Origin of the sequence: Sphaerisporangium perillae (assembly GCF_023276435.1) — a bacterium.
Lineage (GTDB): Bacteria > Actinomycetota > Actinomycetes > Streptosporangiales > Streptosporangiaceae > Sphaerisporangium > Sphaerisporangium perillae.
On the sequence record NZ_JALLPO010000043.1, the window covers coordinates 25,397 to 50,484 of the forward strand.

A 25,088-nucleotide genomic window follows, 5' to 3' on the forward strand; every position below is an offset into this window, starting at 1 on the left:
AGCTTTCGAGCTGGCGGAAAACACGTGCTATCGCGAGTAGAACCTAGGCCGATGAGAGGAATGACCATGGAACACACCATCACCACGCTGCCGACCGCGCGTCAGCCCGGCTGCCCCTTCGACCCGCCGGCAGAGCTGATCCAGGCACGCCGGCACAGCCCCATGAGCCGCTTCCCCTTCCCCGACGGACACGAGGGCTGGCTGATCACCGGCTACGACGAGGTCCGGTCGGTCCTGGCCGACCCGCGGTTCAGCTCACGCAAGGAGCTCATGCGCCACCACCCGCTGATGGACCTCACCGGCGTGGAGATCCCCCCGGCGCCGCCCGGTGAGTTCCTCCTCATGGACGAGCCCCAGCACGGCCGCTACCGCAAACCGCTGGTGGGCAAGTTCACCGTCCGGCGGATGCGACAGCTCACCGAGCGCGTCGAGCAGATCACCGCCGACCACCTGGACGCCATGGAGAAAGCCGGGCCGCCGACGGACCTGGTGACCGCGTTCGCCAAGCCCATCCCCGCCATCGTGATCTGTGAGCTGCTGGGGGTGCCGTACGAGGACCGGGGCTCCTTCCAGGAGCAGATCGACTCGTTCCTCGGCGGGGAGACAAGCGACGAGGACATGATCGCGGCCTACACCGCGACCCAGCACTACCTCGCGGAGCTGGTGGCCGCCAAGCGCGCGAACCCCGCCGACGACGTGCTCAGCGACCTCATGGACAGCGATCTGACCGATGAGGAGCTGCGGGGGATGAGCCTGATTCTGCTGGCGGCCGGGTTCGACACCACCGCGAACATGCTGGCGCTGGGCACCTTCGCGCTGCTGCGCAACCCGGCGCAGCCGGCCGCGCTGCGCGCCGATCCCGCGCTCGCCGACCGGGCCGTGGAGGAGCTGCTGCGGTATCTGAGCGTCGCCAAGACGTTCATGAGGACGGCACTGGAGGACGTCGAGTTGGGCGGCCAGACCATCGAGGCCGGCACGATGGTCATCCTGTCGTACAACACCGCCAACCGCGACCCCGAGCGCTTCGCCGATCCCCACGTGCTCGACCTCCGCAGGCAGGAGGGCGGGCACCTGGCCTTCGGCCACGGCATCCATCAGTGCCTGGGTCAGCAGCTGGCCCGCGTCGAGATGCGGGTCGCCTTCCCCGCGCTGGTCAACCGCTTCCCCACACTGCGCCTGGCCATACCGGCTGAAGAGGTTGCTCTGCGCCCGGAGACCGCGGACATCTACGGGGTCAAGAGCCTCCCGGTCACCTGGGACGTGTGACCGCGAGCCGGCAGCACCTGTCCCATCCCGCACCCCGTTCCGCGACTTGGCACCCCGAACAAGATCGTTCTCATCGAAAACGGCTGTCCGCTGGTTCCTCAACCCCGGATCCCCTCGGGCGACCCGACCTGAGCAATCTCACAACTACGGGCACCCACAGGACCGCATTCCACCATCCGTCCGTTCAATCGAATTTCGTAACAGATTCAAAGGAGCACACCACCATGTCCGTCACCCTTAACGACCAGGACACGCTCACCCTGCGGACCGCCGCGTGGGGCGCCGTCTCGCTGATGTCCGCCGCTGCTGCCGCCGGCTCGCCCCACAAGGCCGCCACCGAAGGCTCCATCGCCCTGACCTCCGCGACCGGCCTGGTCGGACACGTGCTCACCAAGGCGCCCAAGGGCGTGAAGTACGGCAAGTCCACAGCCGACCTGGCCGACCAGGTGCTACCGGCCCTGACGGCAGCCATGAGCCTGCTCAACAAGCAGGCTCCGGCAGAAGCCGACAACTTCCGCCGCACCGTCATCGTCGCCATCGAAGCAGCCGCCCGGCCCCCGAAGGGCGAGCCCAGCCCCACCATGGCTGAGATGGCCCGCAAGATCACCGAGGCCCTCGACGCCGCTTGACGGATGCCGACCCGCGCAGAGAACTCGTCTCACGGTGTCACGGGGGCCTCGGTCAGGTGCCGACGTAGGCCGCGAGGTGCTCGCCGGTGAGGGTGGAGCGGGCGGCGACGAGGTCGGCGGGTGTGCCCTCGAAGACGATCAGGCCGCCGTCGTGGCCGGCGCCGGGGCCGAGGTCGATGATCCAGTCGGCGTGCGCCATGACCGCCTGGTGGTGCTCGATGACGATGACCGACTTGCCGGAGTCGACGAGCCGGTCGAGCAGGCCGAGCAGCTGCTCGACGTCGGCGAGGTGCAGGCCGGTGGTCGGCTCGTCGAGGACGTAGACGCCGCCCTTCTCGGTCAGGTGGGTGGCCAGCTTGAGCCGCTGCCGCTCGCCGCCGGACAGCGTAGTGAGCGGCTGGCCGAGGCTGAGGTAGCCGAGCCCGACGTCGGCGAGCCGCTCGAGGATGGCGTGCGCGGCCGGCGTGCGCGCCTCACCGGCGCCGAAGAACTCCTCGGCCTCGGTCACCGACATCGCGAGCACCTCGCTGATGTCGCGGCCGCCGAGGTGGTGGTCCAGCACCGATGCCTGGAACCGCTTCCCCTCGCACTCCTCGCAGGTGACGGCGACGCCGGCCATCATCGCCAGGTCGGTGTAGATGACGCCGGCGCCGTTGCAGTTGGGGCAGGCGCCCTCGGAGTTGGCGCTGAACAGGGCCGGCTTCACGCCGTTGGCCTTCGCGAACGCCTTGCGGATCGGGTCGAGCAGTCCGGTGTACGTCGCCGGGTTGCTCCGTCGCGAGCCGCGGATCGCGCTCTGGTCGATCGACACCACACCCGCGCCGGCGGGGATCGACCCGTGCACGAGCGAGCTCTTGCCGGAGCCGGCGACGCCGGTGACGACGACAAGCACCCCGAGCGGGACGTCGACGTCGACGTCGCGCAGGTTGTGCGCCGTCGCGTCGCGGATCTCCAGCGTGCCGGTGGGCGTCCGCACCGTCTCCTTGAGGGCGGCCTGGTCGTCGAGATGGCGGCCGGTGAGGGTGCCGCTGGCCCGCAGCCCCTCGACGGTGCCCTCGAAGCAGACGGTGCCGCCCGCCGTACCGGCGCCGGGGCCGAGGTCGACGACGTGGTCGGCGATCGCGATCGTCTCCGGCTCGTGCTCCACGACGAGCACCGTGTTGCCCTTGTCCCGCAGCCGCAGCAGCAGGTCGTTCATCCGCTGGATGTCATGGGGGTGCAGGCCCGTGGTGGGCTCGTCGAAGACGTAGGTGGTGTCGGTGAGCGAGGAGCCGAGGTGGCGGATCATCTTGGTGCGCTGTGCCTCGCCGCCCGACAGCGTGCCCGCCGGCCGGTCGAGCGAGAGGTAGCCCAGCCCGATCTCCACGAACGAGTCGAGGGTGTGCAGGAGCTTGGCGAGCAACGGCGCGACCGACGGCTCGTCGAGGCCGCGGATCCATTCGGCGAGGTCGCTGATCTGCATCGCGCAGGCGTCGGCGATGTTGATCGCGCCGATCCGCGAGGAGCGGGCCGCCTCGCTGAGCCGGGTGCCACCACATTCGGGACAGGCGGTGAAGGTGACCGCCCGGTCCACGAACGCCCGGATGTGCGGCTGCATCCCCTCCCGGTCCTTGGACAGGAACGACTTCTGGATCTTCGGGATCAGCCCCTCGTAGGTGAGGTTGACGCCGTCGACCTTCACCTTGGTCGGCTCCTTGTAGAGGAAGTCGTGGAGCTCCTTCTTGGTGTACGTGCGGATCGGCTTGTTCGGGTCGACGAAGCCCGACTCGGCGTAGACCCGCACCGTCCAGAAGCTGTCGGACTTCCAGCCGGGGATGGTGAACGCCCCCTCGGCGAGCGACTTGGAGTCGTCGTAGAGCTGGGTGAGGTCGAGATCGGAGACCGTGCCCCGGCCTTCGCAGCGCGTACACATGCCGCCGATGCGGGTGAAGGTCGCTCTCTCAGCCTTGCGGTCGCCGCGTTCGACCGTGATCGCACCGCTCGCTCGGACCGTGGGGACGTTGAAGGAGAAGGCTTGGGGCGAGCCGATGTGCGGCTGCCCGAGCCGGCTGAAGAGGATGCGCAGCATCGCGCTGGCGTCGGTGGCGGTGCCGACGGTGGAGCGGGGGTCGGCGCCCATCCGCTGCTGGTCGACGATGATCGCGGTCGTCAGCCCGTCGAGTACGTCGACCTCCGGCCGCGCCAGCGTCGGCATGAAGCCCTGCACGAAGGCGCTGTAGGTCTCGTTGATCATCCGCTGCGACTCCGCGGCGATCGTGCCGAACACCAGCGAGCTCTTGCCCGAGCCGGAGACGCCGGTGAACACCGTCAGCCGGCGCTTCGGGAGCTCGACGCTGACGTCCTTGAGGTTGTTCACGCGCGCGCCCAGCACGCGGATCAAATCGTGGCTGTCGGCAACGTGCGGCGCAGGCGACTGCGTGTCCGTCCTCGTGGCCATGCTCATCGTGTCTCCATCTGTTACGCGGGGCCGCCTTCGCGGTCTCCGTCGGCGTCGCCTGGCTCGATCTGACCGGCTTCGAGCGTACGTCTGGTTCTCCTTCGCTTCGGCCCGTGGAGCCTCTGGGCCCCGGCCACGCGGCGCGCCCGGCCGAGGCGTCAGACCGACCAGCGGCCGTCGCGATTCAGGGGACCAGAGCTCACTGCCCGTGAGGCTGGTTGAAGCGCAGCATGTTGCCGGAGGGATCGCGGAAGGCGCAGTCGCGGACACCGTACGGCTGGTCGATCGGCTCCTGCAGCACCTCGGCACCCGCGGCGCGGATGCGCTCGAAGGTGGCGTCGCAGTCGTCGGTCCTGAAGATGACACCGCGCAGCAGGCCCTTCGCCAGCAGTTCCGCCATGGCCTCCTTGTCGGCGGGCGAGGCGTTCGGGTTCGCGACGGGCGGTTCGAGGACGATGTCCACGTCGGGCTGCGACGGCGCCCCGACGGTCACCCAGCGCATCCCCTCGAACCCGACGTCGTTGCGCACCTCGAGGCCGAGAACGTCCCGGTAAAAGGCGAGCGCCTTGTCATGGTCGTCGACTGCGATGAAGCACTGTGAAAGCTTGATGCCCATGCGTTTCACGCTACGGGCCGGGGAGCAGGGTTCGCTTCTCCATTCCTGACCGGTCGCGTGTGGATCTTGGCGACGCATGCTGGGATGGCGGCGCCCTCGTCATGGCGGCGGGCCCGGTATGAACTCGGGCTCTCGCCCACCAGCTCGGTGAACCGCGAGCTGAACGACCCCAGCGATGTGCAGCCGACCGCGAAGCAGACGTCCGTCACCGTCAGGTCACCCCGCCGCAGCAGCGCCTTGGCCCGCTCGATCCGGCGCGTCATCAGGTAGCTGTACGGCGTCTCCCCGAAGGCGGCGCGGAAGCTGCGGGAGAAATGGCCCGGCGACATGAGGGCGGCGCGCGCCAGCGCCGGAACGTCGAGCGGCTTCGCGTAGTCGCGGTCCATCAGGTCACGGACCCGGCGCAGCCGGACAAGGTCCTCCAACGTCACGCGACCAGCATCCCACAGCGCTGCGCCGCCGGTGCCGACGCAGTAGAGGTCTGGCTGCTCGAAAGCGCGGAGCGCCGAGGACACGATCCGTCGACTGCTGCGGGCGACTCTTCGCGCGACTGCCGGACCTCGTCCTCGAACCGCTCGGGTCCCCCGGCGGTCTCGATCGCGCGCTCGAGGTGGATGCCAGCGTGTCTGCGCGCCGGCCTGGGCGATCATGCCGACGTTCGCCGATAAACCCCCCCACCTGTGCATATAACCGACAAAGGGGGACAATGAGGTTGGAGGGCCGAGCTGTGGATGGACGGATGTTCGAAGGGCAGCCGAGGGCGCTCGGCGGGGCCAGCACAACGCTGGTCGCCGGCGGCTCGTTTTGTGTCTCCACGCGGAGCGGGGACATCATTCCGGGAGGAGCGCACGGCATCTTCTACGCCGACACCCGTCTGCTGTCCCGGTGGGAGCTGCGCATCGACGACGCCCCGGTAGAGGAGCTGCAGGTCCTGGCGGCTGAGCCGTACCACGCGACCTTCATCGGCCGCGCCACCCCGCGCCCCGGTCAGGGCGAGAGCACGCTGCTCGTGATCAGGGACCGTTACGTCGGAGGCGGCCTGTGCGAGGACATCGTCTTGCGGAACATGTCCGACGAGCCGGCCGGATGCGTCGCGTCCCTGCTCCTCAGCTCTGATGTGTGCGACCTGTTCGAGGTCAAGACCAACCGCGTACACTACGCGGCCGACGTGGAGACGACCGCCGAAAAGCGGGCACTGCGCGTCTTCTCGGCCAGCCGTGGGCGGGGCGTCCGCGTGGTGGCCGGCGGAGAGGACACGCCCGTGATCGTCGTGTCCTCTCCCGGCCAGCTGATCTTCCGCGTGGTCGTGCCGGCCAGAGAAGACCTGAGGCTGGTCGTGCAGGTGAACCCCATCATCGAGGGGGTGGAGACAGAGCCCTGGTTCTCGGCCGAATGCCCGGCGGAGCACGACGAGGCTGGCTACTGTTCCGCCGCGCGACTGCTGTCCGAATGGGAGGTGCAAAGCCCTGTACTCCGCACCTCCAACGCGGTTCTCGCCGACATCATCGACCGGTCGCGGGCCGACCTGGGCTCGCTACGGCTGTTTGAGCCGGACCGCCCGGAGGAGCCGCCGAGCATCGCAGCGGGCGCGCCGTGGTTCATGACCCTCTTCGGGCGTGACTCCCTGCTCACCTCGTGGCTCGCCCTGGCGTTGGACCCGAACCTCGCCCTCGGCACGCTGTGGCGCCTGGCCCGGCTCCAGGGCGTCAAGGTGGACCCGCTCACCGAGGAGGAGCCGGGCAAGATCATGCATGAGCTGCGCTACGGCGTGCGGACCACCGCTTCGGGTTCCGCCGCGACGGCATACTACGGCTCGGTGGACGCCAGCCCGCTGTTCGTCGTCCTCCTCGGGGAGCTGCGCCGCTGGGGGCTGAACCGCAAGGCCGTGGAAGCGCTGATGCCGTACGCCGACGCGGCGCTCGACTGGATCGAGCGGTACGGCATGCGCGACGGCTTCCTGTGGTACCGGCGCAAGACCGACCAGGGGCTGCTCAACCAGGGCTGGAAGGACTCCTTCGACGGGATCAACTTCGCCGACGGCGCCCTCGCTCGGCCGCCCATCGCCCTGGCCGAGGTGCAGGGCTACGTCTACGCCGCCTACGTCGACCGCCAGTCCTTCGCGCAGGAGGCGGGCGACACCGAGACCGAGAGACGCTACGCGGCCAAGGCCGCGGCGCTGCGCGAGGCCTTCAACGAGAGGTTCTGGCTGCCCGACCAGGGCTACTACGCCATGGGCCTGGACCGCGACGGCCGGCTCATCGACGGCCTGGGCTCCAACATGGGACACTGCCTGTGGTCGGGCATCGTCGACCAGGACAAGGCCGGATCGGTGGCCGAGCACCTGATGTCGCCGCGGATGTTCACCGGCTTCGGCGTCCGGACGCTCGCCTCGGACATGGGCGCCTACAACCCCGTGAGCTACCACAACGGGTCGGTGTGGCCCCATGACAGCGCGCTGGCGGCCGCCGGGCTCATGCGCTACGGCTTCGTCGAGGAGGCCCAGCGCGTCGCCACCGGCCTGCTGGACGCGGCCCGGGCCTTCGGCGGGCGACTGCCGGAGCTGTTCTGCGGCTTCGACCGGGCGGAGTTCCCAGTGCCCGTGCTGTACCCGACCTCGTGCTCGCCGCAGGCGTGGGCGTCGGCGACCCCGATCCAGCTCCTCCGCACCCTGCTGCGCATGGACCCGTCGGTGCCGAGCGGAAAGCTCTGGATGTCCCCTGTCCTGCCCCAAGGTTTCGGGTGGCTGCAGATCTCCAGCTGCCCCTTCGGGGGGGACTGGATCACCGTGGAGGTGGAGGAGGGCAGCGAGACGCCGATCGTAACCGGGCTGCCCGAGACCATCAGCCTGGTCCCCGAGCCGCGCCCCCTGACCACCACGTCCCTCCACTCGGCGCGGCGAGGCGGTTAGAGCAGCAGCCGGTCCAGGTGCCGTAGGCCGGGCACAGCGCGATCGCATGGCCGGTGGCCGCGAGCAAGGCCTCGGCGGCGGTCAGCAGGTCCAGCAGTTCGGAGGCGGCTAGAAAGTACCGGGACGAGCGACCTTCGGCCGCGAGCAAAGTAGACGGTAAATTGCCACCAAAAACCGAGGTCACGCCTTGTAAGAGCGATCGCGGGCTTCCTAGCGTGAAAGCATGTCCCACTCATACTCTCGCCGGTCGTTCATGGGAGGGACACTGACCGCCGGGCTCCTCGGCGCGGCGGCCGGTCAGCCGGTGCGGGAGCGCTCGCGGGAGCGCTCTCCGATCGCCGGCGACATCGTGCCCTTCCATGGCGTGCACCAGTCCGGCATAACCCAGCCGCCGCGGGTCCCGCAGCAGCAGGGGGTCTTCGTCGCCTACGACGTGACCGCCGAGACCCGCGATCAGCTCACCGATCTGTTCCGCATTCTCACCGCGCGGGCCCGCTTCCTGACCAGCGGCGGGCCTGCGCGGCCCGCCTCGGGCTCGTCGGGTTCCGGTCTTCTCGGCACCACTCTGGTACCGGACGGCCTGACCGTGACCGTCGCCGTTGGGTCCTCGCTGTTCGACGACCGCTTCGGGCTGTCCGGCCGCAAACCCGTCGAGCTGGTGCCCATGACCGCCTTCGCCCATGACGAACTCAACCCGGCGGAGTGTCATGGGGACCTTCTCCTGCAGCTGTGCGCCAACCACTCCGACGCACTGGTGAACGCGTTGATCGACTTGCACACGCGCACCGCGGGCCTGATGCGGCAGCGGTGGCGCATCGACGGGTTCCGTAGCCCGCAGCGGCCCAGCGGAACTCCTCGTGACCTGCTCGGATTCCACGACGATGTGGCCAATCACTTCCTGACCGACGTCAAGGGGCGGATCGACAAGTTCGTCTGGGCGCATCCGCCGTCCCCCGAGCCGGCCTGGACGACCGGCGGCACCTACCAGGTAGTCCGAATCGTCCGGTTCGACCTGGAGAAGTGGAACCGGGTGCCGGTCGAGCGGCAGCAGAAGACCATCGGCCGGCACAAGGCCACCGGCGTCCCGTTGAACGGCGGTCATGACGAAAACTCGCCGGTGGTCTACGATCCGGCGGGCGCGGTGATGCCGTTCAACTGCCATGTCCGCCTGGCCAACCCGCAGACGGCCGACTCCCGCTTCGCCGCGCCCAACCCGTACGTGCCGGACAAGGTGCCGCCCGTGCACATCTGGCGCCGCAGCTACCAGTACATGCGCGCCCCGGACGTCGACGGGCGCATGGACGCCGGGCACGCCTTCTGCTGCTTCCAGCGCGAACTGCGCACCTACATCGAGATGCAGCGGCGACTGGAGAACGAGATGCTCGTCCCCTACATCACCCCGACCGGCGGAGGTTACTTCTTCGCCCTCCCGGGCGTGAAAGACGACCACGACTACTACGCCCGCACCCTGCTGACCTGACCGAACGGCACACGGCCAACGGATGCGGCGGTGTGACGGGCATCGGCTCGGCGTGGACATGATCGAGGTTAGGACTTCGGGACAGGCGGGGTATGGGGAGATATACGCCGATACTGCACTAATCGCCCGATTGGGGCATCGGGCAGTGGGGGGGTGCTCATAGTGGCGCACCATCGGGACCATGGCGAGGACGGCATCGATCGCCCTCAGGAGATCACATCAAAAGCGGAGTGCTCACGGCGGTGGTTCCTGGCGTGCTCGGTGGCGGGCGCCACGGCGCCGTTCCTCATCGGTGAAGCGCCCTCCGCTGCCGGCACGGCCGCGCCTCCCTCGACGGAGGCGACGAACTTCGTCGTCCAGCCGACGCCGTCTTGGTACTTCGTTCACCGAGAGAACGGCTCGGAGGAGATGAAATGGGGCCCGGTCGGCCGGGCGCCCCTCGCCGGCGAGCGCCAGCGATACGGCGAGGTGATACCCAACGACCGGCTGTACATCCACAACCGGGCCCGCCCTCCACAGATCGATCTCCGGACCTGGCGGCTCAAGCTCACCGGTGACGCGCTCACCCGCCCCCGGTCGTTCACCTACGACGAACTGCTGGCGATGCCGTCCGTGACGCTGAAGCGCGTAATCGACTGCGGCGCCAACTGCGCCGCCTTCTTCCCCAAGCTGCCGCCCGGCGGGGCCGACCATCGCTGGCTCCCGGTCGGCTACACCCAATGGCACTTCGGCGCGGTGGGAGCCGCCGAATGGACAGGGGTACGGGCCAAGGACGTGCTGGCGGCGGCCGGAGCCGAATCCCCGATGGACGTGAAGTTCACCGGCCTGGACGTCATCGTCAACCACAGCTTCCCCGGCGGGAAGATCCACTACTCCCAGGTCGCCCCCGCCGACAAGGTGCTCAAGGACGACACCCTGCTGGTCTACCGCATGAACGGACAAGACCTCCCGGTCGACCACGGCTACCCGCTCCGCCTGATCCTTTCGGGGTGGGCCGCCGTCACGTACATAAAGTGGCTCGGCGAGATCGAGGTATCCAAACGGCGCATTTCGCCGACAGGGCTGCAGACGAGGCACGTGCTGACCGGTCCCGCCTACCCCAAGCCCGTCGTCCTGAGCGTCGGCCCCGTCCGCAGCGCCATCGAGCACGACCCGGAGGTCACCCTGTATCCCGGCGACATCACCCTGCGCGGGCGGGCGTGGTCAGGGGCCGGCGCGATCGACCACGTCGACGTCTCGGTGGAGAAGCTGGTCTCACCCGGCCGATGGGTCACCGAAATGCCATGGCGTGCGGCAAGGCTGCTGAACACTTCCGAACCCTATATGTGGGTGCGCTTCGAGGTGCCGTGGCCGGGGGTCAAGCCAGGGCAGTACCGCGTGATGTCCCGGGCGAAGGACAAAGCAGGCAACGTCCAGCCTCGCCCGGAGAACGTCGTGTGGAACCAGCACGGGCTCGGCTACAACGGGCACTACCCGCTGAACCTCATCGTGGTTCCAGACTCCGACATGCCCTGACCAACAGACCTCCGTCGCCCATGGTCACTCCGCCGCACACCCGAGCGGAGAATCGTTGATGGCCGCGACCAGTACGGTCGCTTCGTAGCGGACGGCGAGCTTGTCGTACCTCGTGTCCACGGCACGGTGCCGTTTTAAGGCGATTCATCCCGCGCTCTGCCCCTGCTCGACCGCCAGATGCAGCTTGGTGGTCACCCCGCCGCGTGAGCGTCCGAATTCTCGATCCTTTCTCAACATGACTTCGAGGGTGATCACATCTACCGGGCGGTACTGATCGGTGGCCGATCGGCGGCCCATATCCGTTCCATATACGGGGCGTTACGATAAGCGGTCGCGCAATCTGCGCCTCTGAGCGCCCCGAAGTGTGCGGTCGTTGGCGTCTATGGTGTGGACAAAGCCTCCGTCGGGGACAGGCGAGAGGCGCGGATGGCCGGGTAGAGTCCGGCGATTGCGCCGATGAGGAGGGTCGCGGCGAGGCCGCCGATCGTGGCCCAGGCCGGGACGACCGAGGGCCAGCCGCTGTAGAGCGCGTATCCCATCGTCACCCCCGTCCCCAGCAGGACGCCGCCGGTGCCGCCCAGCGCCGACAGCAGCAGGGACTCGGCCAGGAACTGCGTCCTGATCTGCCCCCTGGTGGCCCCCAGCGAGCGGCGCAGGCCGATCTCCGCGCGGCGTTCCAGGACCGAGATGACCATCGTGTTGGCCACCCCGACCCCGCCCACGAGCAGTGCCACCGCGCCCACCCCCAGGAGGAGGCTGGTGAACGCCTGGCTGGTTGCCTGCTTGGCGGCTAGCGCGTCGGACGGGCGGGAGATGTCCACCTGCTGCCGTTCCCCGCCCGACAGCTCGTGCGGCTCGTGGTCCATGCGGTGCTCGAGGCCCACCCGCTTGAGCGCCACCGCCGCGCGGCGGTGGCGCTCGGCCCTGCTCAGGCCGGTGTAGATGAGGCCGTCGGCCACGTTGTCCAGCGCGGGGACCCTGGCGGCCAGGTGGAAGGACTGGAAGACGAACCCGATCGTGGTCGCGCGCAGCGCCGAGAGCTGGCTGTCGGACAGCTTCGAGACGTTGTAGCCGTCGATGTGGATGGTTCCGGACGACGGCCGGTCGAGGGTGCCGACGACGTTGAGCATGGTCGACTTGCCCGACCCGGACGGGCCAACGATGGCGACCAGCTCGCCGTGGTCGATCCGCAGCGAAACCGACTTCAGCGCCGTCACCCCGTCCGGATACGTCCTGGACAGGTCCGTCAGCGCGATCATGGGGTACGTCATTTCGGCATGCCCACGGTCATGCCCTCGGTGAGCCCGCCCTCCGAGACCTCGACCCGTCCCCCGGCGAACATCCCCGTCTCGACGGCGATGTAGCGCGACCTGCCGCGCTCGATGACCTCGAGGCCGAACCCGCCCTCCTGCAGCGCCACCAGCGCCGCCACCGGCACGGTCAGCACGTTCTTGCGCTGCGACGCCGTGAACGTCACGTCCACCGCCGCCTTGTCCAGCCCCTTGGCAGCCTTGGCGTTCCCGATCGAGACGAGCGCCTCCACCCGCGTCTCCGGCTCGGCGTTCTGGCCCTCCCCTGGCACGATGACCGTGGCCACCTCGGTGACCTTGCCCTTGACGGTCTTGTCGTCCGGCAGCGTGACATCGACCTTGGCGCCCTTCTTGGCCATCCGCTGGTCCTCGGCCTCGAGCTGCACCGTGATGACCTTGGACGTGCCCGTGTACGTCAGCACCTTCTGGCCGGGCTGCGCCGACTGGCCCTCCTCGGCCTCCAGACTCTCCACGCGGACCTTTCCGTGGGCGAAGACGACCCGGCCCAGCTCGACCACGCCGGTCTCGTCCAGGCCGCGGTCCTCCTGCCACTGGCTGACGGCCTCGTTGGTGTCGTAGGTGTACTCGTCGTCCACCGTGAAGCCGTCGTAGCCGAGCTTCTTGAGGTTGCGCTCCAGATTCTCGACGTCCTTGCCCTCCACACCGATCTTGAGATCCCGGTACGCGGGCACATCCCCGTACAGGAGCACGACCGGCTTGTTGTCCACCCGGTACAGCGACTTGCCGCGCGTGATCGTCGCGCCGCTGTCGGGCAGCCAGGTGATCGTGCCGGGCTGGCGGGTCAGGGCCGAGGTCACGGGGCCGTAGCCGAGCTCGCCGTCGGCGTCCCTGGTGTCGTTCAGGGTCTGCTTGGTCACCGTCGTGGTGGCGGGGGGCAGGGCCGCGGCCGACTGCGTGGGACCGGCACCGCCCTCGAGCAGGCTCGTGCTGTTGACCGCGACGAACCCGCCGCCCGCCGCCGCCACTGCGATCAGCAGCCCGGCCACCAGCTTGCCCCTGCCACGGCGGCGGCGCTGCCTGGGAGGCGTGGTCCCCGGCTCCGTCTTGCCGTCGATGGTGGCCATCGCCATCAGGAACCTCCCGGGCTGGCGTCAGCGGACTCCTTCTGGCACTTCTCTTCCGCGGCCTTGAAGTCGGGGTCCTCGCCGGCCTCCTGGGTGATGCGCATCATGCTGCCCTCGGGGTCGGGATAGGCCTCGACGCCGTTTGTCACGCATGCACTGCGCGAGCTTGCGCAGGTTCTCGGCCATCTTGGGGTCGTTGCGGACCTGCTGCTGGCCGCTGGGGGCGTACTGCCTGCACGCTTCCTGAGCCGCCTGTGCCGCCGCCGTCGTCGCCGGAGCCGCAGCCGGTCAGGAGCAGGGTGAGCGCGAACGGTGCCGTGACCAGCGCGCTGAGGACTCGTCGTCTCATGGGAACTCTCCTTGTCGAATGAACCGTCGGATGAACGTTGTTCGAGGTTGGGGCTGGATGCCCTCGGCATTTCCGCATCGCCGACCTGTCGCGGGGCTGCCAGGGGCTTTCGAAGCGCGTGCCTCTTCCGTCACACGCGGCTCTGTAAGCGAATGGGCCTGAGGTGCGCCCTATCACGGTTGGCCGATGACCCCCGGTTATTGGCCGGGGCAGAGCACGGCTTCGGCGGCCTTCTTCATGGCGTCACCGACGGCCATGGCCTTCTCGTTGTCGACCTTCAGGGTGGCGGCCATCGCGAACTGGGTCCGGCCGTCGACCGAGGAGAAGGTGACGGAACTGGTTCCGGGCATGCTGCCCGAGGCCGAGGAGACTGTTCCGCCACACAGCTCCGGGAAGGGCCGCGGCATCTGCTTCTGCAGGTCCGACGGCACCAGCTTGCCCTGGTTGAGGGCGCGGTAGAAGGCGCTGACGTCGTGCGGGGTGGAGATCACTCCTTGGCCGCCGATGGTGGCGTTGATCCGATCGACGTCGCGCGGTACGCCCTGGTCATCGGGGTAGTAGCCGTGCCCGTGCGGGCCCTTGATCCGGTCGGAGACCTTGGTGGCCAGATAGGTGTGCTTCATGCCGAGCGGGGCGAACAGGCGCCGCTTGAACTCGGTGGCCCGATCGTGGCCGGTCACCTTCTCGATCATCATGCCGAGGAGGACGTAGTTGGTGGTGGAGTAGCGGTACTGCCCCGGCTCGCCCTGCCGGGGAACGGTTCGCGCGGCCTTGACCAGGTCGATCGGCTTGTAGGAGGTGGTGAAGTCGAAGACGTCGAACTTCCCGCTTTCCATGAAGTCGGGGATGCCCGAGGTATGGCGGATCAACTGCTGCACGGTGATCTCGCCGGCCCGATCCACGTAGTCGTGTTCGGCCATCTCCGGCAGGACGTCGCTGAGCTTGTCCTCCAGGCCGAGCTTGCCTTCCCCGACCAGCTGCAGGATGATCGTGGCCTCCATCAGCTTGGTCTGGGAGGCGATGCGGTAGCGGGAATCCGCGGGAATGCGGCCGCCCTTGCCACCCAGCAGACGTGAGCCCGCCGTCCCCTTGCCCGCCCGCCTGCCGTCGACGTACACCTCGCCGATGGCGCCCACCACTCCATCCGTCTTCGCCAGATTCCTGATCGCTTGCTGGACGTCTCCCAGGCGGGCCTGGTCGGCCGCGGTTGCGGGTGCGGGGATGCTCAACGCCAGCATGGCGGAGGCCAGCCCGGTCAGGCCGACCGTTCGTGCACGGCTCATCTCGTCGTGATCCTTTCTGCGGAGACTTGAGGGTGATCACATTTACCGGCCGGCGCTTATCGGCGGGCGATCGGCGGACCATACGTGTTCCATATGCCGACGTTGCGACACTGCCCGGATGCGTGTGCTCCTGGTCGAAGACGAGCAGCCTCTCGCCGGCTACATCCAGGCGGGGCTGCGCAAGCACGGCTTCACCGTCGACGTCGCCCTGGACGGCCGAAGCGCGCTGGACAAGTGCGAGCTCACCCCGTACGAGGTGGTGGTCCTGGACCGGGACCTGCCCATCGTGCACGGCGACGCGGTCTGCCGCCGGCTCGCCCAGCAGGGCGAGTCGCGGGTGCTGATGCTGACCGCCTCCGACGCCGTGGATGACCGGGTGAGCGGGCTGATGCTGGGAGCGGATGACTATCTGGGCAAGCCGTTCGCGTTCTCCGAGCTGGTCGCCCGGGTGCACGCCCTGATACGGCGCAGCGCGCCGGCCCGCCCGCCGGTGCTGCGCGCCGGTGGGGTGAGTCTGGATCCGGCACGGCGCAGCGCCGAACGGGACGGCCGGCTGCTGCGCCTGACCCCCAAGGAGTTCGGCGTGTTGGAGCAACTACTGGCCGCCGGCGGTGACGTCATCAGCGCGGAAACGCTCCTGGAGAGGGTGTGGGACGAACACGCCGACCCGTTCACCAACGCGGTCCGGATCACCGTCGGCACGCTGCGCCGCAAGCTCGGCGACCCACCGCTGATCGAGACCGTCATCGGCGCCGGTTACCGGATCGGCCCGTGAAACTGACGGCCCGGGCCCGGCTCGCCCTGCTGCAGACCGCCCTGGTGCTCGCCGCCGGGGCCGCGCTGACCGGGCTGACCTACCTACTGATGAAGCGGCGCCCCGCCCTCGTCACCCATCTGGACCCGACCGGGCCCGACCCACAGGGCACGCTCCAGCTGATGCCACCCCAGACGCAGGACCTGCACGATCTCGCCGATCGGGTGCAGGCCGACACCCTGGCCGCACTGCTGCCCCAGGCCGGCCTGGCGCTCATCATGGTGACCGCCCTGGCCGCCGTACTGGCCTGGCTGGTGGCCGGACGAGTGCTGCGGCCCATCCGCATGATCTCCTTCACCGCCCGCCGGTTGTCGGCCGAGAACCTCACCGAACGGGTCCCGGTCACCACCCCCGCCGACGAGCTGTCGACGCTAGCGGGCACGGTCAACGACATGCTGGACCGCATTCAGCGCGGCATCGCTGAGCGGGACCGGGTCCTGGACAGCCAGCGGCTGTTCACCGCCAATGCCGCCCACGAACTGCGTACGCCGCTGACCACCGCGCGCACGGCGATCGACGTCACCCTGGACGGAAACCCCAGCCACGCCGAACTGCGCGCGATGGCCGCCGACGTCCGTAACGCCGTCGAGCACATGCAACGCGTCCTGAACGGTCTGCTGCTGCTGGCCCGCAGCCAGGCCGGGCTCACCGCACGTGAACCGGCCGACCTGGCCACTCTCGCGGCCACCGCCCTCGACACCGCCCAAACACGAGCGGCAGCCGCCGACGTCACGGTACGACCCCGGCTCCGGCCGGCACCGGTCAACGGCGAACCCGTCCTGCTGGAACGCATGATCGGCAACCTGGTCGACAACGCGATCCGCTACAACCAGACCGGCGGCCACCTGACCGTCGACACCCACACGGCGGACGGACGCGCAGTCCTGCGCATCTCCAACACCGGCAGGAAGATCCCGCCCGGCGAGGCGCAGATGCTGCTGGAACCGTTCGTGCACGGGCAAGGTACCCGCGTCCGCACCGACGGCCTGGGCCTGGGACTGACGATCGTCCGCGCGATCACCCTCGCTCACCGGGGACACATCGTGGTTACCGCCCATACCGGCGGTGGCCTCGACATCACCATCGACCTCCCGCACAACTCGAGCGACGGCAGAGCGGTCGGCACGATGACGCGATTGCGGTCGCCGCTCACACCTGGCGTCCACCATGCGCTCGGCAAACCAAGGAGCCGTCCCCCTGAATGAGCGCACCCAGCGCCTATGGGATGCTGAACGCCACCGGCGCCAGGTACCGCACCGTACCCGCTCACCGGTACCTTTGAGCGAGAAGGCTCGTTCATCTTCGCCGCCGACGCACGCTACCTTCTCGCCACCGATGCCTATGGGCGCCTCAACTTCGCAGCCTTGGGCCATGACGACAGCGGACGGGCAAAGAAGGCTACGTTCATCATCGACCAGATCGCCGCAGGCTGAACGTCAACTGGGCCTCAGAGGGATCGATAACCGCTGTCCGCCGGTTCCTCACGCCCGGATCTGGTCACTGGTGCCTCCGGGCACACCAGGCGCGCCTACCGTGGCGATCTGATCCGAGGCCAAACAGGGTGTTTAGCTAGCCAGGGGCGTTCACGAGTACGGCTGAGCTGTGCGAATCCGAGGGTTCGATGATCGCTTCCCGGACACACAATGATCGTTTCCCAGTGCTTACAGTCCGCCGAGGAACTGATGGACTACCGGCTCGCCAGGGGTCCCCGCTCCGGCGAGCCCGGCGTCGGAAGGGCTTCGGGCCGAAAACGTGGTGGCGCACGCACTGCAGCATCTGGCGCATCTTTGCACAGCGATCCCGTGGTGGCGGCGGCGTTCGCGGAGACACCGGCCGTCGTCCGAGGGCTACAGCGGCTGCCGTCCGAACTGGTCACAGCCGGGCTGTCGCCGTCAGGGTGACAGCGGTCAGCGCGGCGAGCAGGGCCCAGGCGGGCGCGAAACTGCCGGTCAGGTCCGTGAGTAGGCCAGCACGAATGCTCGGGGCGTTTTGGCTGTTCAGGTGATGTGGTCAGGGGCGGGTCGAACGCCGACGTTGCTGTCACCGCTGCTGTCACTGCGAGCCGCCGCCCTCGTTCCCTTTACTGCAAGATCTCGACAGCTTGGAGTACGTCCGTGACCACGTGGTCGGCCTGGTGCTCGACACCGGGCCAGGTGCCCCTGGTCGTTGAGGCCGTGCTTGGTCGGACGCCGGGAGCCGCGCCTGTGGGCCTTTCACTGTTGCTCTCCGGGCTCGGTGCCGGCCCCCGGAGAACCTGACGGTAGGAACCGACATCACGGCCGCGGTGCGGACCAAGCCCTTTGGCCGAGCCTCGTCCGTACCGCTCACTACCCCCGAACCCGCAGGTTCGTCCGGTAAAGATCCGCTTTAGGCAGCGGCCCCCTCCGGACGAACCCGCGTTTCGGTGCGTCCATATGTCTACACCAGTGTGTCGATATCGCCGAGGATATCCTTACTGTCCGAGTTGCATCACGCCGAGAGAACGAATCGTCAGACGACGGGTGTCATCTGGGATCGACGTTATGGCAACTCGTTCTCGATCACGCCGTCGGCGCCGGCCCCGAGTATTTGCTTCTGCATCTTCAGCCGATAGCGGCCGACCAGTCCCCCGATAGTCCGATTGACACCATTCCCGCCCGACGTCTGTCCTGACGCCACGGTAACCTTGGTGTCCTCGTCCACGACCTGGTACTTCACCGTGTTCGCGGTGTAAGAGGTGATGTGGATGTCGACCCAGTTGCCTCCCGGGTAGGCGTTGATGATGCCGCTCGTACAGCTGGTGTCGAAGGTTCCCAGATGGCACGTGTGCGACGCGGCGTCGGCCGGTGCCGCAGCGAGCAGCACAGCGCACGTGGTCGCCCCGATGAGCAGCGCTTTGGTTTGCTTTCGCATGTGTTTCCTCCATAGAGGGTCTTCTGGGGTGATAATGCGGTCTTTAGTCGCATCCCCGGACCACTGTTGGTCTGCGGCGCCCCCGTAAAACCGAAGATCGTGGCGCCGGGTTGAGTATTGGACACGTCGGTATATGCGAGGTATAGACCCTGGTAGCACGCGCTTCATCGCCCTAGGACCGATCCGGCGCGGATTCTTACATGACCGCAGGAGTTGACAACCAGGCAGCGGTCCACGAGTCTCATCCCGAAGTTCGAGGGGGCGGAGTTTGGGTGAAATTTCATGTTCTCGGGCCGCTCAGCGTCTCCCGCGACGGCCGGCTGGTTCCTGTCAGCGGAGCACCCAAACTGCAGCTCACCCTTGCCGCGCTGTTGTCCAGGGCCGGCCAGCCGGTGTCCACCGACTGGCTGATCGCCGCCGTCTGGGGTGATCAGCCGCCCGCTTCCGCGCGGCGCAACATCCACCTCTACGTCCATCAGCTACGGCGGTCGTTCGGCGGCCACGTCGTGGATGGACGGCCGGGCGGGTATGCGATCATCACCGATGATCTGGACGCGGCCCGTTTCCGCAGCCTTGCCACACAAGGGAGCGCGGCCTTGGACCGTGGTGACCTGCAACCGGCGCATGACCGGCTGCGTGCGGCGCTGGACCTGTGGCGAGGGCCGGCCTTCGCGGAGTTCGGTGACCACGCGCTCATCGCTGACGAGGCCCGGCGGCTGGAGGAGTCACGGCTCACCGCTCACGATCGGTTGGCGGAGGCCAAGCTGGCTCTGGGACGGCACATCGAGGTGGCCGCCGAGCTGGCCGATCTCACCCGGGAGCGTCCGTACCGGGAGAGCTTGCAGGGTCATCTCATGCTCGCGCTGTACCGGTCCGGCCGTCAGGTCGAGGCGCTGGAGGTCTTCCGCCGGACCCGCGACCTTCTGAACGCTCAGCTCGGCATCGAACCCGGCCCCGTGCTCCAACGTCTGCACGAGGCGATGCTCCGCGGCGACGAGGACCTCCTCCCGGCCCTGAGCCTGCCGCCGCGGATGCCGGCCACGCCGCAGGAGACGGAGGAATGGGCTCCGGAGGTCTGCCCGTACCGGGGTCTGATGCCATTTCAGCCGGAGGACGAGGCATGGTTCTTCGGCCGCTCTCATCTGGTCGACCGGCTCCGCGAGCTGGTCGACCGGCTTCCGATGGTCGCCGTGTTCGGGGCGTCCGGAAGCGGAAAGTCTTCCCTCCTGCGCGCCGGCCTGCTCGGGACGATCTCCAGCGCGCAGGGTACGGCCCAGCCGTGGCGAGACCTGATCATGACGCCGGGCGAGCACCCACTGGACACGTTGGTCGACCTGGTGGCGAAGACATCCGGCGTCGACCCTGAGGCGCTCCGCGACGACCTGGCCGGCGATCCGGATGCCTTGAGTGCCGCCCTGGACATCGCGCAGCGCAGCGCGTCAGCGAGCGACGCGCGCCAGAGCCGGCGGCTGCTGGTGGTGGACCAGTTCGAGGAGACCTTCACTCTCTGCGCGGACGACGGAGAACGACGCCGATTCGTGGAGGCCCTGCTGGGCATGACGCTCGGGGCCGACCGCCGCACCGTTGTCGTGCTCGGCGTACGAGCCGACTTCCTCGCCCACCTCACCCAGCATCCGGGCCTGGTCGAGGCTCTGGGCGGCGAGGCCCAACTGCTCGTCGGACCGGTGTCGTCGGCAGACCTCCAGGAGATCGTCGTCAGGCCCGCCGCCCAGGCGGAGCTCACCGTGGAACCCGACTTGCTCGCCACGGTGGTGGCCGACGCCGCCGAGGAGCCCGGGAGTCTGCCGCTGGTCTCGCACGCGATGCTGGAGACCTGGCGGAACCGAACCGGCCGGAGTCTCACGCTGTCGGCCTATCAGGCGGCCGGCGGTGTTCGCGGGGCCATCGCGCAGAGCGCGGAACGGGTCTTCGACGAGCTCGCCCCCGCGGAGCAGCGGGCCGCACGCAGGATCTTCCTGCGACTGACCGCGCTTGGAGACGGCACAGAGGACACCAGGCGTCCGATCTCCCGGGCGGAGCTCGTCGGCGTGGCCGACCCCGAAGTCACCTCCGGTGTGCTGGACCGCCTCGCGGCCGCACGGCTGGTCGTCCTCGCGGAGGAGACGGTGGACGTGGCGCACGAGGCGCTGATCCGGGCCTGGCCCCGGTTGCACCGCTGGCTCACCGCAGACCGCGAGAACCTGTTCGTCCACCGGCGGCTCACCGATGCCGCGCAGACGTGGCGGGAACTGCAGCGCGATTCCGGAGCCCTGTATCGAGGCACCCAGCTTCTCGCCGCCCGCACCTGGGGGGAGGACCACCCGCAAGAGCTGAACGACATCGAGAGCGCCTTTCTGCGGGCCAGCAGTGCGCTGGAGGAGAGTGAGCGCACCGCGACCAGACGCCGCACCCGACTTCTGCAACATCTCCTGGCGGGGATGGCCACGCTCTTCCTGCTCGCCATGCTCGGCGGAGGCGTGGCCGTACGGCAAGGGCAGGAGGCCGGCCGTCAGCAGGTGGTCGCCCTGTCCCGGCAGCTGTCCCTGAAGGCCAGATCTCTCGCCGGCACCGATCCCGATCTGGCCGGCCTGCTGGCGATCGCCGCGTTCCGTCTCAACCCGGAGACCGAGACGCGGGGCGGCCTCCTGAGCGTGTCCGCCACGGCGCAGCACCGCATCGAACTCAACGCCGAGGGGCCGACGATCTTCTGGGTGGCGTTAAGCTCGGACGGCTCGCGCCTGGCCTCGGCCGGCGCTGACGGAGCCGTCACCCTCTGGGATCCCCGCCGCCGCACCCGCGTCGCCACCTTCTCCGAGCACACGGAACTCGCCGGGACGGGAGACGTCTACGCCAGGTCGGTGGCGTTCAGCCGCGACGGCGCACTGCTGGCGTCCACCGCCAGAGCGCCCGGGCTGGCGGCCACCGAGGGCTCGATCGTCGTCCGGGACATAGCCTCCCGCAGGCCCGTGTTCCGACGGTCACCGGAGAAGCTCACCGACGCGATGGCGCTGAGCCCCGACGGGACGAAGATCGCCGTCGGAGCCGGCAACGGTGCGATCGAGCTGTGGGACCTGCCTCGCGGGAGCAGGCGCACTCTGAAAGTGCACCGGGAGGAGGTCGCCGCCCTCGCGTTCAGCGCCGACGCGGCATTCCTGGTGTCGGCCACGGGCGGGAGGGAGCACCCTGTGGTGTGGGACGTCGCCTCCGGGACCAAGGTCGCTGCGATTCCCATGGACAACGTCCACCGGCTGGGCTTCGATTCCACCGACGGCACCCTCGCCACGGGATCGTCGCACCACGGGGTGCGGTTCTGGCGAATCGCCGGCGACAAGGTCACCTTACTTTCCAAGCTGCCCGAGCGGTCGCCGTACACCTGGGACATGTCCGCTCCCGCCGCCGGCCGTATCGCCACCACCGACGAGGACGGGCTGATCACCGTCTGGGACCTCACGCGGCGGCAGCCCGTCGAGACCTACCAGGACAGAAGCCGCACAGAAGCGATGTCCCTCGCCTTCAGCAACGACGGCTCGATGCTCGCCTCGGCCGGAATCGGCCGCACCATCGTGGTCCGCGAGCGTGCCCGCACCCCGTTCAGCGGACACAGCGGAGCCGTGAACGACATCAAGATCAGCCCGGATGGCCGTATCGTCGCGTCGGCGAGCAGCGACGCCACCGTCCGGCTGTGGGACGTGCACGGGAACCTGATCGCCACGCTCGGCGACCATCCCGATCACGTCCGGGCCGTCGCCTTCAGCCCAGACGGCCACCGGCTCGCGACCATCACCCGAAGCCACGCGGTCACCATCTGGGACGTCGACAGCAGGCGGAAGCTCACCACGATCACGTACAAGGGAGTCGGTGCCTCCACCGATGTCGGCTTCGATCCGCGCGGGCGCTTTCTCGCCGCGACCGCGCTCGGCCGGATCCGCTGGGCCATCAGCAATGCGGAGAACCCAGTCGAGGTGCCGTTCCCGGGCGCTCAGTGGCTCGCCTCGTCACTGGCGTTCAGCCCCCGCGATCCGCTCCTCGCCACCGCCAGCCCCGCCGGAGACCTCAACGTCCTGGACCTGGCCCGGAACCGGGAGGTCCACGCCCTCAGGACCAGGCAAGGCTCGGTGCTCGACGTCGCCTTCAGTCACGACGGCAAACTGATCGCCACGGCGGGGGCCGACCGGACCGTCAAACTCTGGGACACGCGGACCGGAACTCTGTCTGCCACGCTGCAAGGCCACACCGCCCCCGTCCAGGCGCTGGCCTTCAGCCGGGACGGCCGTGCGCTCGCGTCCGCGGGCGACGATCGCACGATCACCGTCTGGGACCTCCCGTCCAGGCGGCCGACGGCGACGCTCACCGGCCACACGGCCCCGATCAGGGGCCTGGCTTTCAGCACGGACGGCGACCTGATCTCGGGAGGAGGGGACGGCAAAATCATCCGCTGGTCGCTCCAGCCCGATTCGATGGCCGGGAAGCTCTGCCGTGAGATCGGCCGCGACCTCACCCACAAAGAGTGGGCCACCTACCTCCCGTCCGTGGACTACCGCCCCTCGTGCTGAAGGCCCGTACACCAGGCCTCTCTGCATACGGCCGGCTTAAGGATGCCCATCCGATCGGGTAGGAGCGCGTCGCTCTCGGTTCCCGGCCCATGGTCAGCTCTGCGGGTGCCGACAGTTCGTCCGGCCCAAGACGCAGGACTCGGCGCGGACCGTCCCGCTTTCCCCGATCTGCGTCGAAGCACTCCGCGAACACCGTAGGCGCCAGTGCGCCGAACAGTCCGGCCGCTGGCAGTAAAACGGCCTTGTCTTCCCCTCACGCCGCGGAACCCCCATGGAGCCGGACAACCTCCGCCGAAGCTGGGGAGCGATCCGCACGGCCGCCGGCCTCGGCGACCTGCGCTTGCCACGACCTCCGACACACCTGCGTCACCCTGCTCCTCAACCTCGGCGGCGCTCACCGAGCTTTTCGACAAGCTGGGTCTACCATCACGCCTAGCCCCTTAGCAGAGGAAGGGCCGGCGACATTGCTGTCATTGGAGATCAAAAACGCCCCGTAGCACGGATGCTCGGGGCGTTTTGGCTGTTCAGGTGATGTGGTCAGGGGCGGGGTCGAACCGCCGACCTTCCGCTTTTCAGTCCTTGATGTGGCTGCGCGCACGCCCTGCGGGCGTGAAAATCGGGGGTGGTTGCCCGCCGACGTCGATTCCGCCTGGTGCCAGGTCGAGGCCGGTTTTCAGTCTGACGCCGGGAGCCGCCCCAGGGGCCCTGGAATGTCGCTTCGAGCACGAGAGCCCGGCTCTTGATTCCCCCTACCGGCTCCCCGGGCAACCACCTACCTGTCCGCCACGGGAGAAGACGAGGACAAAGGGTGCAGGAAACCAACGAACCACTGGAGCTGGTCGAGCGGGTCGCAGCCATCGACATCGGCAAGAGCGGCCTGGTCGTGTGCGTACGAGTCTCACACGACGACAAGCCCGGCCGGCGCTGTCAGGAGGTACGCGAGTACACCACGCTGACCGCGTCCCTGCTCGCCCTGGCCGACTGGCTGCGCTGCCAGAGCGTCACCCTGGTCGCCATGGAAGCGACGTCGGACTATTGGAAGCCCGTCTACTACCTGCTAGAAGCCGAGGGATTCACCTGCTGGCTGCTGAACGCCAAGCACGTCAAGAACGTCAAGAACGTCCCCGGACGACCCAAAACCGACAAACTCGATGCAGTCTGGCTGGCCAAGGTCGTCGAACGCGGCATGTGCCGGCCCAGCCTCGTGCACCCCAAGCCGATCCGCCAGCTCCGCGACCTGACCCGGTATCGGCGCAGCCTGGTACGCGAACGAACCCGCGAGAAGCAGCGGGTGGAGAAACTGCTGGAAGACGCACAGATCAAGCTGTCCAGCGTGATCAGCGACATCTTCGGCGTCTCCGGCCGCCAGATGCTGGCCGCGTTGATCGACGGGCAGCGCGACCCAAAGACGCTGGCCCAGATGGCCCGCGGTCCGATGCGCTCCAAGGTCCCTGTCCTGCAAGAGGCACTGACCGGGCACTTCACCGACGAGCACGGCTTCCGGCTGATGCTCAATCGAATCGACGACCTCACCGCCACGATCGAGGCTGTCTCCCGCCTTCGGGTGTCGGGCCTACGGTGCATGCATCACCTTGACGAGATCCCGATGCAGACGTCTGGCACAGCCAGATCGCGGCCACGATGGACATCTGCAGCGAGGTGTCTTCCGAGGCCGCCCGGACGGCGCTCAAGAAGCTGGGCGAGCAACTGGAATAGCCGTTGCTGTACAGCGCTGCTGTACGGAGATCAAAAAAAAGCCACCTCCCGTGATGGGAAGTGGCCTTTGACCTGGGTGGAGCTGAGGGGATTCGAACCCCTGACCCCTTCGATGCGAAGCATTCGTATCGATCGCTTGGCCTGGCGTTTGAGCTGGTCAACCGGGTCGCCAGTGTGCATCGACGTGCATGTTTGAGCGGCGTGATGTCAACGACGGCTGAATGCTGACCCCCTG

16 protein-coding genes and 2 pseudogenes are annotated in these 25,088 nt (G+C 68.4%); 9 read left to right on the top strand and 9 right to left on the bottom strand.

Translation table 11 applies throughout. The annotated features are described in order from the left end of the window. The first annotated feature begins 66 nt into the window (after nucleotides 1-66). Complete coding sequence (locus MYF83_RS33645; protein ID WP_248964792.1) at nucleotides 67-1,266, top strand: cytochrome P450; 1,200 nt, start codon at nucleotides 67-69, stop codon at nucleotides 1,264-1,266. Nucleotides 1,267-1,490: 224 nt separating this feature from the next. Next, entirely contained in the window at nucleotides 1,491-1,895 is a 405-nt protein-coding gene (locus tag MYF83_RS33650; protein ID WP_248964793.1) for a hypothetical protein, read from the top strand. Between the two features lie 52 nt (nucleotides 1,896-1,947). Here the strand turns inward: MYF83_RS33650 and MYF83_RS33655 are convergent, their stop codons facing one another. The 3 genes from MYF83_RS33655 to MYF83_RS33665 all read right to left on the bottom strand — a co-directional run bounded on the left by MYF83_RS33655 (nucleotide 1,948) and on the right by MYF83_RS33665 (nucleotide 5,334). Further along, nucleotides 1,948-4,338: an ATP-binding cassette domain-containing protein gene (locus tag MYF83_RS33655; protein WP_248964794.1), complete on the bottom strand. Its 2,391-nt coding sequence runs from the start codon at nucleotides 4,336-4,338 to the stop codon at nucleotides 1,948-1,950. Between the two features lie 193 nt (nucleotides 4,339-4,531). Further along, nucleotides 4,532-4,948 (bottom strand): VOC family protein, encoded by a 417-nt coding sequence (locus MYF83_RS33660; protein WP_248964795.1) that lies wholly within the window; start codon nucleotides 4,946-4,948, stop codon nucleotides 4,532-4,534. 5 nt (nucleotides 4,949-4,953) lie between these two features. Then, nucleotides 4,954-5,334 carry a helix-turn-helix transcriptional regulator gene (locus MYF83_RS33665; protein ID WP_248964823.1) on the bottom strand — a complete coding sequence of 127 codons (381 nt, stop codon included), beginning with the start codon at nucleotides 5,332-5,334 and terminating at the stop codon, nucleotides 4,954-4,956. Between the two features lie 353 nt (nucleotides 5,335-5,687). Between MYF83_RS33665 and MYF83_RS33670 the strand changes: the two genes are divergently transcribed. From MYF83_RS33670 to MYF83_RS33685, 3 genes are all read left to right on the top strand, one after another. Beyond that, complete coding sequence (locus tag MYF83_RS33670; protein ID WP_248964796.1) at nucleotides 5,688-7,856, top strand: amylo-alpha-1,6-glucosidase; 2,169 nt, start codon at nucleotides 5,688-5,690, stop codon at nucleotides 7,854-7,856. 223 nt (nucleotides 7,857-8,079) lie between these two features. Then, entirely contained in the window at nucleotides 8,080-9,336 is a 1,257-nt protein-coding gene (locus tag MYF83_RS33680) for a Dyp-type peroxidase (protein WP_248964797.1), read from the top strand. Nucleotides 9,337-9,597: 261 nt separating this feature from the next. After that, complete coding sequence (locus tag MYF83_RS33685) at nucleotides 9,598-10,851, top strand: molybdopterin-dependent oxidoreductase (protein WP_248964798.1); 1,254 nt, start codon at nucleotides 9,598-9,600, stop codon at nucleotides 10,849-10,851. A 380-nt stretch (nucleotides 10,852-11,231) separates the two neighbouring features. Here the strand turns inward: MYF83_RS33685 and MYF83_RS44570 are convergent. The 5 genes and pseudogenes from MYF83_RS44570 to MYF83_RS33710 all read right to left on the bottom strand — a co-directional run. Further along, nucleotides 11,232-11,675, bottom strand: a pseudogene (locus MYF83_RS44570) (ABC transporter permease); the annotation flags it as partial. A 42-nt stretch (nucleotides 11,676-11,717) separates the two neighbouring features. Beyond that, a pseudogene (locus tag MYF83_RS44575) lies at nucleotides 11,718-12,122 on the bottom strand (ABC transporter ATP-binding protein); the annotation flags it as partial. After that, a complete protein-coding gene (locus tag MYF83_RS33700; protein ID WP_248964799.1) occupies nucleotides 12,119-13,252 on the bottom strand; it encodes a peptidoglycan-binding protein in 1,134 nt (377 codons plus the stop codon). The gene MYF83_RS33700 and the pseudogene MYF83_RS44575, both read right to left, overlap by 4 nt. Beyond that, nucleotides 13,252-13,395, bottom strand: coding sequence for a hypothetical protein (locus tag MYF83_RS33705; protein ID WP_248964800.1), 144 nt, complete (start codon nucleotides 13,393-13,395; stop codon nucleotides 13,252-13,254). The genes MYF83_RS33700 and MYF83_RS33705 overlap by 1 nt, the downstream gene beginning before the upstream one ends. Nucleotides 13,396-13,792: 397 nt before the next feature. After that, nucleotides 13,793-14,878, bottom strand: coding sequence for a serine hydrolase domain-containing protein (locus tag MYF83_RS33710; protein WP_248964801.1), 1,086 nt, complete (start codon nucleotides 14,876-14,878; stop codon nucleotides 13,793-13,795). Nucleotides 14,879-14,996: 118 nt separating this feature from the next. On the opposite strand from MYF83_RS33710, the gene MYF83_RS33715 reads away from it, so the two are divergent. After that, complete coding sequence (locus tag MYF83_RS33715; protein ID WP_248964802.1) at nucleotides 14,997-15,653, top strand: response regulator transcription factor; 657 nt, start codon at nucleotides 14,997-14,999, stop codon at nucleotides 15,651-15,653. After that, nucleotides 15,650-16,897, top strand: coding sequence for a sensor histidine kinase (locus tag MYF83_RS33720; RefSeq protein ID WP_248964803.1), 1,248 nt, complete (start codon nucleotides 15,650-15,652; stop codon nucleotides 16,895-16,897). Before MYF83_RS33715 ends, MYF83_RS33720 begins: the two co-directional genes overlap by 4 nt. 1,315 nt (nucleotides 16,898-18,212) lie before the next feature. Here the strand turns inward: MYF83_RS33720 and MYF83_RS33725 are convergent. Further along, the gene (locus MYF83_RS33725; RefSeq protein ID WP_248964804.1) at nucleotides 18,213-18,584 is read right to left on the bottom strand and encodes a hypothetical protein; all 372 of its coding nucleotides are present in this window, start codon (nucleotides 18,582-18,584) and stop codon (nucleotides 18,213-18,215) included. A gap of 272 nt (nucleotides 18,585-18,856) precedes the next feature. Between MYF83_RS33725 and MYF83_RS33730 the strand changes: the two genes are divergently transcribed. Together MYF83_RS33730 and MYF83_RS33735 are read left to right on the top strand one after the other, a co-directional pair. Continuing rightward, nucleotides 18,857-23,137: an nSTAND1 domain-containing NTPase gene (locus MYF83_RS33730; protein ID WP_248964805.1), complete on the top strand. Its 4,281-nt coding sequence runs from the start codon at nucleotides 18,857-18,859 to the stop codon at nucleotides 23,135-23,137. A gap of 808 nt (nucleotides 23,138-23,945) precedes the next feature. Continuing rightward, on the top strand, nucleotides 23,946-25,049 hold the full coding sequence (locus MYF83_RS33735) for an IS110 family RNA-guided transposase (protein ID WP_248964806.1): 1,104 nt from the start codon (nucleotides 23,946-23,948) through the stop codon (nucleotides 25,047-25,049). Nucleotides 25,050-25,088 lie beyond the last annotated feature (39 nt).